Raw genomic sequence first — 12,791 nt, forward strand, 5'->3', positions numbered from 1 at the left:
CGGTGCCCGTTCCGACAAGACCGCCATGATTAAAGTGAACGCCCTGATGAGTTCCCCGCGACTGCGTGTCATAGATTCCCACACCGAAGGCGAACCGACCCGTGTCGTCGTCGAGGGTGGCCCGTCGCTGGGCAGCGGCACGCTCGCTGAAAAAGCCCGCCGCCTGCGCGGGGAGCACGACTGGCTGCGCAGCGCCGTCTGCAATGAACCCCGCGGCCACGAGGCCATGGTCGGCGCGCTGCTGGTGGAACCGCACGCGCCGGACTGCTGCTGCGGCGTGATCTTCTTCAACAACGTCTCCACGCTGAACATGTGCATCCACGGCACCATCGGCCTGGCCGTGACCTTGGCGCACCTCGGGCGCATCGGCCCGGGCCAGCACCGCATCGATACGCCCGTCGGCGTGGTCGTCGCCCACCTGCATCTGGATGGCTCGGTGACCGTGGCGAATGTCCCGAGCTACCGCCTCGCCACCGAAGTTTCCGTGGAAGTGCCGGGGTGGGGGACCGTCCGCGGCGATATCTCCTGGGGCGGCAATTGGTTCTTCCTGATCGAGGACCAAGGCCCCGGGGTCGGGTTCGAGAATTTGGAAGCTCTAACAGCCTTCACATGGTCCGTCCGCCAGGCGCTCGAAGCGCAGGGCATCACCGGCGCGGACGGCATGGAGATCGATCACATCGAATCCTTCGGCCCGCCCTCCGATCCCGCGCTTGCCGACAGCCGTAACTTCGTGCTCTGTCCGGGCAAGGCATACGACCGCTCGCCCTGCGGCACCGGCACCAGCGCCAAGCTCGCCAGCCTGCATGCCGCCGGCAAGCTCCAGCCCGGCCAGGTCTGGCGGCAGGCTGGCATCCTCGACACCGTTTTCCAAGGCCGCGTGGAAGAACTCCCGGACGGCACGGTGATCCCGCACGTCACCGGCCGCGCCTGGGTCAATGGCGAGTCTACCTACTTCTTCGACCCCGCCGATCCATTCCGCCACGGCATTCCCAGCCCACTCTAACAAACCAAGCCAGCACCTATCATGAGCATCCAATGGAAGGGCGTCATGCCCGCAACCGTCACCCAGTTCAACGCCGACCTGACGATCGATCACGCCCTGATGGCCGAGCACGGCAAGTGGCTGGTCGAAAGCGGCTGCACCGCGATCATCCCGCACGGCTCGCTGGGCGAGGGCGCGACCCTCAGCTTCGCCGAGAAGCTCTCGCTACAAAAGCTCTACGTGGACGCGCTGCCGGGCACCCCGGTCATCCCGGGCATCGCCGCGCTCTCGACCAAGGAAGCCGTGGATCTGGCGAAGGCAGCGAAGGACAACGGTTGCCGCGGCCTGATGGTCCTGCCGCCCTATCTCTACGCCTCCGACTGGCGCGAGATGAAGACCCACATGACGGCCGTGATCTCCGCGACCGACCTGCCCTGCATCATCTACAACAACCCGGTGGCGTACAAGACCGACTTCACGCCGAAGCACATCAAGGAGCTGGCCGACGAGTTGCCGAACGTGGAATCCGTGAAGGAGTCCTCCACCGATGCCCGCCGCGTCGCCGGCATCCGCGAACTCTGCGGCGACCGCCTGGTCATCGGCGTGGGCGTCGATGACTGCGCGCTGGAAGGGGCCGCGATGGGCGCGAAGTTCTGGATCACCGGTGTCGGCGGTGCCTTCCCGAAACACAACGTGAAGCTCTGGGACCTCGCCACCACCAACCGCATCGAGGAAGCGATGCCGATCTACACCTGGATGCTCGACATGCTGCGCATGGATACCGTCGTGAAGTTCGTGCAGCTCATCAAGCTGCAGCAGAACCTCGCCAGCGGCGGCAAGTTCGGCAACAACCGCGTCCGCGCCCCGCGCCTCGAACTCGAGGGCCAGGAACTCGCCGAAGCCACCGCCATCATCGAAAAGGCCATTGCCTCGGCACCGGCGGTCTAACCGCCTTCAAGTCTTGCGTCTTGTGTCTTCAAGTCTTCTGTCTCCTCCATGAAATCCCCGCTCACCGGCACCTCCGTCATCGGCTACTCGCGCGGCCAAGGTGAAACACCCGCAGGCCAAGCCGTCCACGCCTCCAGCGGTGCCAAGCTTGAGCCCATCTACCTCTCCGCCACGCCGGAAGAGGTCGATCAGGCCGTCGAACTCGCCGCTACTGCCTCACCTCTCTACTCCAAGCTCACGGGCAAGGAGCGCGGGGCCTTCCTGCGCGCGATCGCCGCGGAGCTGGAGGCCGTGGTGGATGACATCGCCGAGCGCGGGACCTTGGAGACGGGCCTGCCGGATGCCCGCCTGCGCGGGGAAACCGGCCGCACCACCGGCCAGCTCCGGCTCTTCGCCGCGCTGGTCGAGGAAGGCTCCTGGGTCGATGCCCGGATCGAGCGCGCCCAGCCCGAACGCCAGCCGCTGCCGAAGGTGGACATCCGCTCGATGCTCAAGCCGCTCGGCCCCGTCGCCGTCTTCTGCGCGAGCAATTTCCCGCTGGCCTTCTCGGTCGCCGGTGGCGACACCGCCGCCGCCCTCTCCGCCGGTTGCCCGGTCGTGGTGATCGCCCATCACGCGCACCCGGGCGTCGCGGAGATCGTCGCCCAGGCCATCCTCCGCGCCGCGCTCGCCACTGGCATGCCGGAGGGCGTCTTCTCGCTGCTCTACGGCGGCGGCCCGGCTGTCGGCATCCCCGTGGTCCAGCATCCCGCTATCCAGGCCGTCGGCTTCACCGGTTCCCGCCACGGCGGCACCGCGCTGATGGCCGCCGCCGCCAGCCGCCCGCAGCCGATCCCGGTCTATGCGGAGATGAGCTCGGTCAATCCCGTCGTCATCCTGCCCGGTGCTCTCGAGCGCGGGGAGGCGGCATTGGCGGAAGCCTTCTTCAACTCCCTCGTCCTCGGCGTCGGCCAGTTCTGCACCAATCCCGGCCTGGTCTTCCTGCCCGATGGCATGGGCCTGGTCTTCCTCGACCGCCTGAAGCAACTCGTCGGCACCTCGATGCCCGGCGTGATGCTCAGCGAGGGCGTCGCCCAGGCCTACGTCGATGCCGTCGATGCTTTCGCCAACTCCGAGGGCGTCGAAACCGTCGGCCGCAGCGCCGCCCCGAATGGCACCGGCCCCGGTGCCGCCGCCATCTTCTCCGTCTCGGTCCGCCGCTTCCTGGAGGACGACCTCCTCCAAAGTGAGATCTTCGGCCCCGCCGCCCTGATCGTTCGCGGCAGCCTGGCCGAGATCGAGGCCACCATCCCCGAACTGGAAGGCCAGCTCACCGCCACCATCCACGGCACCGAGGCCGAGCTCGCCCACCACTCCGCCCTCGTCGCCGCGCTGGCGAACAAGGCCGGGCGCGTCATCTTCAACGGCTTCCCCACTGGTGTGGAAGTCTGCCACGCCATGGTCCACGGCGGCCCCTATCCCGCCACCTCCGATGGCCGCAGTACCTCGGTCGGCACCATGTCGATCCAGCGCTTCGTCCGCGCCGTCTGCTACCAGTCCTTCCCCGACGCCATCCTCGCACCAGAGCTGCAGGACGCCAACCCGCTCGGGATCTGGAGGACAGAAGAAGGGAAGCGGCTGCCGCCACCTTAAAGGGGTTACCTTAGGGGGATTACCTTTGCGTGCCGTTCGGGGCTACGGGTGGCGTGCCGTTCGGGGCACCACCCCCGACCCCGTTTCGGGGGACGGGTGGTGTACCGTTTCGGGGGACACCCCGGGCTTTCGGATTGACCCGATCCGGAAAAAAGCTTAATAGTTAGGTTCCTTTGATTGCAAGGAGTCCGCTGCTTCCGGCGGATGAAACCGTTTCCCTCCCTGGCTATGAAACCCTTGGTTTTGGCGGCATTGTTGCTGCCTGTCTCGCTGTTTGCTGCTGAAGCTCCGCCCTTGTTGGAGATCGCCTCGGGGTTGCCGGGGAAGCAGGTCCGGCTGACTTGGCCGGCGCAGACAGGTGTCCGCTACCGGATTGAGCGCGCGGCGGAGCTGACGGCATGGAAGCAGATCGCGCTGGTCGAGGCCGCGGGACCGGATGGCTTGTGGCTCGATCCTCAGCCGACCGGCGGCAAGGCGTTCTACCGGATCCTCCAGCCGCAGACGGAAGTCTACGGGATCAACCTGCCGGTGCTGACTTCGATCGGCGGCGACCTGCGGGTCCTGGGGCAATTGATTCCGCCGGGGAGCTTCCTGGTGCTGGAGATCGAGGGCCAGGCGCCGATGCTCGTGCCCTTGAGCGCGCTCGGCAATGGCGAGTGGCAGGCGCTGGTTTCGGGAGCCTTCGCCGAGGGGCTGCGGATCATCGCGGCGCGGATCGAAGACGGCGGCGGGCTGACGCTGGTGACGCTCAACCAGCCGATCACCGTGACCGGCAATGGCCGTGCCACGGACTCCGCGCCCGGAGAGCCGCCTGCGGCACCGGTGGCCTTAAAAAGACGGAAGCGCATGGAAGAGATCGAGGCCCAGCTCGGCGCACGCTCCTCGGAACCCTACAATCCTTGGGAGATCGACGATGCGAGCGAGGGGACCGTGATGAATCCGCTCTATGAAGACAGCGGGCATGAAGCAACGAACCCGCTTTTCGAAGGGAAGAGCGCTCACGGCACCAATCCGCTCTTTGAGGAGGGCGGGATGGGGGGCGTCAACCCGCTCTTCCACGCGATCAACACCAAGGGCACCGGAGCGACCAACGGGCGGATGATGCCGGCTCCATCCGGGCTGCCGGGCGAGGTTTCGTTCCAAGCTTGCGATGTCTCGCTGCCGTGCCCGGCCGGTCCGCCGCTGGAGTGGGTGCGCACTTACCGCTCGATGAAGCCGGTGAATTCGGGCCATGGCCCGCAGTGGGATTTCTCCTACAACATCCGGGTTGAGAGCATTCCTGCCAGCGCCGGGCCGAATGCCTCGCGGGTGGTGATTTACGATGGCGGCGGGCGCTCGGATGTCTTTTACCGGCAGGCGGACAACACGTTCCGCTGCGGCGGGATGTTCCGCGAGGGCCGCTTCGAGGGCTCGAACTTCGTCCTGACCTTCGCCGACAAGGGGACCTGGACTTTCCATCCTTTCGACCGCTCCGTGAAGCAGGGCAAGATCACGGCCATCACCGATCGCAACGGCGTGGCGCTCGCTTGCAACTACGATGCGGCGGGCCAGCTGACGGGCGTGGGCGATGCCTTCGGCCGCAGCCTGGCCGTGGAGTGGGGCGGTTCGCCGTCGCGGATCCTGTCGGTGTCCTCGACCGGGGATGGCGGCAGCACGACCTTCGGCAAGGTGAGTTTCGGCTACGGGGCCACGGGCGAGGTGCTGGAGTCCGCCTCCGCGCCCTTTGAGCCGGGCACGCCACCGGTAGAGGGCCCGACGACCTACACCTATAGCTCCGGCCTGCCGGACCCGCGGCTGAACGGGAACCTGCTCAGCATCACCGACGGCGCGGGGCTGCTGGTCGAGGGTTTCACCTACTCCCCTGCCAGCGATCCGCTGGATGTGGCCTACGATACCTGTCGTACTCACGACGTGAACCGCCGCGGCGGCGCGGGGCAATTGCGGGTGTCGAGCTTCGAGAGCCTGTCCGACGGCAGCTATGTGATGACCGAAAACGACGAGCTCGGGCGCGTGAGCAGCTTCGTGTTCAACAAGCTTCACCGGCTGACGCGGGGCCGCAAGAGCGCGGGCTTCGCGATCCCGGGAGTGCCGGTGACGTCGACGACGAACCTGCCTGCCGGCAAGCTGCGCGCGGGTGATCCGGACTACTTCGAATTCACCTGCACCTACAATGCGGACAGCCTGTGCACGCGGGTCACGAATGAAGACGGTAGCCATCTGCGGATCACCTATGACCGCGACTTCCGCAAGGACTGCCCGCTGCGCGAGCGCGGCAATGCCCGCGAGATCACCCTCGTATCGAGCGAAGGCGAGAAGCGCACGGTGACCTGCGAGTATCTGCCGGGATACGGCAGCCCCGAGCCGGCGCAGGTCGGCCCGATCAAGGGTGTGATCGTGAAAGGCGGCCACAACGCCCGCGAGGCCCGCGGAGCGCGCAATCCGCAGACCGGCAAGGAGATCAAGATCGCGGCGAAGAGTGCCGTGTTCGACGGATCCGGCGAGGGCTGGGCGCGGATTTCCATGAACGTGACCGTGCCGAAGCAGACGCAAGGCGCGACCTTCGGGGAGAAGGTGAAGGCCGGGAAGCAGACGCAGAGTTCGACCTTCGGGGAGAAGATGAATGGCGGGAAACAAACGCAGAGCTCGACCTTCGGAGAGAAGATGAACGCCAGGAAACAGACGCAGGGTTCGACCTTCGGGGAGAAAGTCAACGCCGGGCTGCAGGCGCAGGGAGCACGCATCGGGAATAAGCAGAAGGCGTGGGTGCCGAACAACTTCACCACCCGGGTCGTCAGCGCCCACGGCCAGGTCACGACTTCGACTTACGATAGCCATGGTAACTGCACCGGCACGCAATCGCCGGTGGCGGGCGGGGGCGCACTGTCCGAATACAACGGGCTCGGCCAATGCACGGCCTCGACCGTGCTCGACGGTGCGGCGGGTTCCTTCCGGGACGAGTTCGTCCATGATCCCGCAACCGGCTTCCTCAAGGAGATCGTGGTGGATAGCGCGGGCTTGCAGCTCACGAGGTCCTGTGACCGCGATCCGCAAGGACGCGTGATCCGCGCGGTCGATGAGGAAGGGCATGACCAGCTCTTCAGTCACGATGCTTCCCACCGCTTGGTCGGCATCAATTCGACGGGAATGCCGAACCGGATTTCGATGAACCGGACGATCGATGCAGGCGGGCGCACGGTGCGTTGCGATTGTGACCACCTGCGGCCGGATGGGACGCCGGTGGCGGAGAATCCGACGTATTCGATCTTCTACGTTTATGACAGCCGCGGGGCGCTGGTGCGGATTGCGGAGGAGGAGCGGCCGGTGGATGGCTCCGGCACGACCGATCCGGCCACGCTGGGGATCGCGAATTTCGCGGTGTGCGACTTCGAGCTCGATGACGCGGGCCAGTGCACGAGCGTGAGCACGCCCGCGGCCTGCCGCCAGCAGGCGACCGATCTAACGTGTGATTTCAGCTACGACGAGCGGGGCCTGCTGCACCGCTGCGTGGATGGCGGCACCGGGAATCCGGACGCGCTGACCACGGAGTATGACTACGACCGCTGCGGGGCGGTGGTGAGGGCGGCCACGCTCGCTTCCGGTGCGAGCCCGGCGACGCTGTTCGCTTACGACGGCTTCCACCGCTGCACTTCGGTGACCGACGCGATGGGCAACGGGACCACTTTCAGCTACGGCAACGACGGCTCCGTGACTTGCTCGGTCTTCGGTGAGCTGACCGATATGCCGGGCTCGCAGGGCAATGTCCTGCTGGCGCGGACGAAGACGCTGGGGCCGATCTGGAACGATTGGGATGAGGTTTTGGTTGATGATCTCTCGTTCACGGCGGCCCATGAGGCAGCTCATGTGGTACAACAACGCGCTGGCGTCCAAATGCGCGGGGTGGATCCTTTCTTCGGCGTGGAGGTGGAGGACGACACCTGCACGGTCGAGCGCTTCAGCCCCGGTACGCCGGGCACGGCGACGGAGGTGACGGTGATCGATCGCTCTCCAGCCGGGCTGGTGAGGACGGTGCGCCGCAATCAGGACACGCTGCTGACCTGCGGCTACGATGGCGCAGGCCGTCTGACGACTTGCTCGAACGCGGGGAGCACGACGACTTACACGCTGAACAAGAAGGGCGAGCCGATCTTGTGCGGCGATACCTCGCATTTCCTGGTCGGAGGCGTGCCGGACGAGACCTTCAGCACGAGCTACACCTACGATGCCGCGGGCCGCTGCATCGGGACCACCGACGGCACGGGCTACGCCGCATCCTGGCAGTACGACTCGCTGGACCGCTGCGTGGTGGCGACGGAGCCGGGCCGGGTGACGAACTTCGCCTATGACGGCGGCACGCCAGCCGCGCCCTTCAGCGTGAGGATCTCCGCCGATGTGGATGGCGACGGCGACGACGAGGTGCTGGGGAGCCGCTTCAGCCGCTGCGGCGAGCTTCTGGGCAGCCGGGATGCACACGGCTATGCCACGAGCTATCTCAGCGATGCGCTGGGCCGGGTGATACGTTGCGACCGGCCGGACGGGACCTACGAGACTTGTAGTTACAGCAGCCTGGGGGCGCTTCACGAGCAGCGCTTCGCGGACGGCAGCGTTTGCACCCTCGGGACGGATGGCCTGCTGCGGACGAATCATGTGGCTTGGTCGAATCCACCGGCGGGCGAGGTTTCCCGGCCGGATACAAGCTATGATTTCGACGGCCTGCACCGCTGCGTGCGCGCGGAGCAGGGCAGCTCGACGGTGAGTTTCATCTACGACTCCTGCGGCAATCCGGTGAACGAGACTTGCGACGGCCTGACGATCGCGCGCCGCTTCGACCACCGCGGGCGGACCGGCGTGACGTATCCGGATGGCAGCCGCGTCTCCGAGCAGCGCAACGAGTTCGGCCAGGTCCTGGCGATCCGGAAGCTGGATGCGGTCGGGATTCCGCTGCTGCCGGCGCTGGTGGAATTCGAGTATGCGGGCGACAAGGTCCTCCGGATGACGCAGGGCGGGGAGATCGTGACGACTTACAACTACCGCTCCGATGGCGAAGCAGCCTTGCCCGGCGGTCCCGATGCGACGGCGACGGGTGGCACGATGGGGTATACCATCCACTTGAAGAGCAACGATGCGACCCTCTCGAGCCGGGTGATCCGGCGCAATCCGGACCAGAGCATCTCGCGGATCGAGACGGCATTCTCGGATGCCCAACAGCCGCCTGGCCGCACGCAGACCTTCAGCTACGATCTTTTGGGACGGCTTACGGGTTGCGTGACGAAGCGGCGCGAGGGTGCTGGCGGGCCGGTGACGACCGAGAGCGAGTTGAGCTACACGCTGGATCTGGAAGGCCGCCGCCTGAGCGCGAGCGGCGGTGCGAATCCGGGCAGCTACACGCAGTCCGATGCCCTGCCGCCCGGCGACCGCCAGATGGGTCAATATACGAACTGGCCCGGCGGTCCGGTGACTTGGGATGAGTCCGGCAATCTGGCGACGGCGACGATTCACGGGCAGAGCTGCCAATTGCAGTGCAGCAGCGGCTGGGCGATGGCGGTCAAGGATGGGACCGGCGTCCCGCTGGTGACCTACGAGTATGACGCGCTGGGCCGCCGCACCGGCCGCAACCCGCAGACGGGATCGCGGACGAAGTTCATCTACGACGGCACGACCTGCGTGCAGGAGTGGGAGGATAGCGGCTCGGGCATCTTCAAGCCGGCGCTGAGCTATGCGACCTGCGAGGGGACCCAGTATGCGATCACGACCCAGAGCGGCGAGGTGTTCTTTCCGGGGGGGCAGGCGAATGCCATGGCGAACTGGGGTGATCCGCACGAGGGTGGAGGGAAACACGTCGGGGATTGGAATGGCAGGCACTCGGGCGATCCGCATGAGAACTTGAACGGGAAGAACAAGGTTGAGCACTGGGGCGATCCTCATGAAAACCTGAACGGCTTCACGCTTCTCACAGACAGTGGAGGCAACGTGGTCGATCGCTTCGATTGCGACGATGCGGGCAAGCCGCTGTTCCTGGATACGGACGGGCTGCCCTCGGCCACGGGTGCTCCAGTCGGACCGGTCCGCTGGATGGCACCGGAGGCGATCTGGGAATTGCGCTTCGGGATGTTCGTGGGGGCGGGTGGTTTCTATTGCCCGGATCTCGGGATGAGCGTGGCGGGTGCCGGGCGTTCACGCGGGCATGTGACAGTGCTGAAGTGAGGCGGGTGGTGGTGGTTCGGTAGGAGAGGCCGGGTGCCGATAGTTTCCCATCCGACTGCGGCGATCTATCTTGTCCCTTACTCCCTTCTTTTCGCGTGCGGACCGCGGGCACCGCCCGGCTGAAGCAACCCGGATGTAGGACAACATCGCGAAGGTCGAATGGATAGCGACGTCGCGATGGTGCGGACCGGAGGAGAGGGAGGCATTTAAGGACCACTCTGCCGGGCGGTGCCCCGCGGTCCCAGTTGGGCGTGACCTTGTTAGAGGCTTTGGGGTGGCCCGGGACCACTTGGGAGCACGGAAGGGGTGTGACGGCGGGGAGGGACCGTTCTGCCGGGCGGCGCCCGACGGTCCCAGTGGGGGCCGTCCGGTGGTGGCGGCGCCGGGATTATCGGCTCCTCTCCCACGATTGCGTAATGCGATGGGGAGGTCAGATCTGGATGATTTCCCCTCCTGTTTCAGCAGCACCCGCCCGGGCATGTGTCCGGCGGGGGTGTTTTTTTCCGGGGGTCTGCGGTGGGTGTCCGCCAAAAGGCTTGCCAGTGCGAGTCTTGCCGCCTACCTCCCGCGCATGGCTCTTGAGACCACCCTGATCCTTTTCAAGCCCGACGCCGTGGCGAAGAGCCTCGTCGGCACCGTATTGTCCCGCTTCGAGAAAGAAGGCTTCAAAATCCGCGGGATGAAGATGCTGTTCCTGACGGACGAACTGCTGGCCGAGCACTACTCGCACATCGCGGACAAGCCTTTCTTCCCTTCGGTGCGGGAGTTCATGCAGGAGACCCCGGTGGTCGCGCTGGCGCTGGAAGGCGAGGACGTGATCGCCCGCGTGCGCGACCTGCTGGGCCCGACGGATTCGAAGGCCGCTGCGGCGGGCACGATCCGCGGCGACTTCGGCGACAAGGAAGGCGACGCGAAGATGCGCAACGTCTGCCACGCCTCGGACGGGGTGGAAGCTGCCGCGGATGAGATCAAGCGCTTCTTCAAGGCCGGCGAGGTTTTCTGAGCTTCGGTTTTATTTTTTAGGCCCGGTTTCCCGTTGAGGGGGCCGGGCTTTTTTTGGGGCTCTGCGTCAGGTTTGTTGAGGGACGGGGAAAGAGATTGAACCGCGGAGGCGCGGAGGTCGCAGAGGGAGCGCGGAGGGAAAAGGCAGAGTGCCGAGTGATCAGTGATCAGTGAGCAGTGATCAGGAAAGGCGGAGGAAGGATGAACCGCCAAGACGCGAAGGACGCCAAGTTCTTGAAGGGGTGTGGAGGAGCGACCGAGCGAAGCGGGCTGGCTGGCTCCTGATAGGGGCAGGTGGTCCGGTGATTTCAGACGTCCTGCCCAAGCGCGACCTACGAGCCCGCCTTCAGCGGGCGTTCCGGAGCGGAATCGAACCCAGGGCGGCGCTGTGCTTGCCCTGGGCTATCGACGGTCGCCCCTTCAGGGCGGGCTACCCCTCCTCATGTCCTACGGACCAATACGAGGAAAGGCGCGGGGCGGAGGGTGTCGTGGCGGCGGATGGTTTCGGAAGGGTGGTGGCTGCTCCACTCTAACACGGCGGCGCTTTCCTGATCGCCGCCGGGGTGGCCGGGGTAGCAGACGATCGCAAGCAGGCCGCCGGGCTTCAGGATGACGAGTGCCTGGCCGAGGGCGGCGAGGGTCTCCGGGGTGCGGGTGATGATCGCGTGGTCGGCACCCGGAAGGTAGCCGAGATTGAAGACGACGGCGGCGGCGGATCCGGGGGCGGCGTGCTCCGCCATCTGCCCGTGGGAGGCGAGGATGAGGGTGACGCGGGAGGCGAGCCCGGCTCCGGTGATGCGGGCCTGGGTGGCGGCGATGGCTTCCGGCTGGATGTCGAAGGCGATGACCTTGCCGGTTTCGCCGACGGCTTGGGCGAGGAAGAGGGTATCGTGGCCGTTGCCCGCAGTGGCATCCACGGCGAGGTCGCCGGGACGGAGCAGGGCGGCGAGTTCGCGATGGGCGCGGGCGGTGGGGCGCTCGGGTGACATGGGGCGCCCGACCTTAGCCGGGCGCCCTCAGGGATGGGAACGAAGAATGTCCGCCCTGCCGCCGGAGCGGGAGGGCGGTGCGTCGTTCACGCGCTTACGGGACTGCGGTGGGCAGCTCGTCGGTGGTGTAGATGTCGGTGGATTGCTGGAGGCCTAGGCCGTGGACCTGTGCGTGCTGCGCGCCCTGGAAGCGGACGCGGAGGCCGGTGATGGTGCCGCTCACGCCATTGAGGTTATACTGGTAGGCGCGGGAGTTGATATAGAGGTCTTCCCAGACGCCATTCATCAGGACCTGGCCGTTGTAGACCTTCGCATAGCGCGAGGAATAGGTCGGGTTGATGGTGGTGGTGCCGCCGGCGGTGGTGACGTGGAGCACGGGCGCGGCACGGTTGTAGAGGTCGTAGGTCCAGGCCTCGCCGATATCGAGGTGGAAGACGACGGTCTTCACGCCGGAGAGGACGCCGGTGCCGGTGGCCTGTGCCTCGAGGGTGCCGCCGAGGATATTCGGCAGCGATGAGACGCCGCCGAAGTAGATCGAGGTGCTCGCGGGGTAGGGCCCGCCGCCGACGCCGTTGGCGATCTTGGCCAGACCGTTGGTGCCGAAGTCGGGGCCGCTTTGCGAAAGCAGGGCACCGGTCCAGGCACCGAGGCCGGGGAAGCTGCCATTGCCCGGATAGGCTGCGGAGGTGAGAGCTTCCCAGCCTTCCGAGACGGTGCTGCCGCCGAGGCTGAGCGGGATGTAGATGCTGCCGGGTTGATTGCCGGCCGCGACCGGATCGGTATCGGCGAAGTACTCGGCCCGTGCCGAGGCGGCGAGCATGAGGGTGGCTAGAACGGATTTGAGGATCGTGTGTTGTGTCTTCATGACGGGGTGATGATGGGCTAGTGTCGTGGGCGGCGCCCGCGGGTGTTTGCGATTGATTGGCGGTGGCGGGGAGAAAGAGAGCTGGATAGTCAATCTTCCGCCAATGAGAGTTAATCTAACAATAATGAGCGGTCTGCTATCCTTTGACTTCGATTTCTGCCCAAGTGCGGTC

7 protein-coding genes are annotated in these 12,791 nt (G+C 66.1%); 5 read left to right on the forward strand and 2 right to left on the reverse strand.

The features are described 5' to 3' along the window. Positions 1–25: 25 nt before the first annotated feature. From ABWK72_RS24515 to ndk, 5 genes are all read left to right on the forward strand, one after another. A complete protein-coding gene (locus ABWK72_RS24515; RefSeq protein ID WP_367872209.1) occupies positions 26–1,003 on the forward strand; it encodes a proline racemase family protein in 978 nt (325 codons plus the stop codon). Between the two features lie 21 nt (positions 1,004–1,024). Then, positions 1,025–1,930 carry a dihydrodipicolinate synthase family protein gene (locus tag ABWK72_RS24520; protein WP_367872210.1) on the forward strand — a complete coding sequence of 302 codons (906 nt, stop codon included), beginning with the start codon at positions 1,025–1,027 and terminating at the stop codon, positions 1,928–1,930. A gap of 48 nt (positions 1,931–1,978) precedes the next feature. Beyond that, complete coding sequence (locus ABWK72_RS24525; RefSeq protein WP_367872211.1) at positions 1,979–3,562, forward strand: aldehyde dehydrogenase (NADP(+)); 1,584 nt, start codon at positions 1,979–1,981, stop codon at positions 3,560–3,562. A gap of 228 nt (positions 3,563–3,790) precedes the next feature. Beyond that, positions 3,791–9,763 (forward strand): DUF6531 domain-containing protein, encoded by a 5,973-nt coding sequence (locus ABWK72_RS24530; RefSeq protein ID WP_367872212.1) that lies wholly within the window; start codon positions 3,791–3,793, stop codon positions 9,761–9,763. A gap of 571 nt (positions 9,764–10,334) precedes the next feature. After that, a complete protein-coding gene (ndk, locus tag ABWK72_RS24535; protein ID WP_367872213.1) occupies positions 10,335–10,766 on the forward strand; it encodes a nucleoside-diphosphate kinase in 432 nt (143 codons plus the stop codon). A gap of 439 nt (positions 10,767–11,205) precedes the next feature. On the opposite strand, the gene ABWK72_RS24540 is transcribed toward ndk, so the two are convergent. Continuing rightward, positions 11,206–11,754 (reverse strand): class I SAM-dependent methyltransferase, encoded by a 549-nt coding sequence (locus ABWK72_RS24540; RefSeq protein ID WP_367872214.1) that lies wholly within the window; start codon positions 11,752–11,754, stop codon positions 11,206–11,208. A gap of 94 nt (positions 11,755–11,848) precedes the next feature. After that, positions 11,849–12,619, reverse strand: coding sequence for a hypothetical protein (locus tag ABWK72_RS24545; protein ID WP_367872215.1), 771 nt, complete (start codon positions 12,617–12,619; stop codon positions 11,849–11,851). Positions 12,620–12,791: the final 172 nt, after the last annotated feature.

Origin of the sequence: Luteolibacter sp. Populi (assembly GCF_040801775.1) — a bacterium.
In the GTDB taxonomy this organism is placed as follows: Bacteria; Verrucomicrobiota; Verrucomicrobiia; order Verrucomicrobiales; family Akkermansiaceae; genus Haloferula.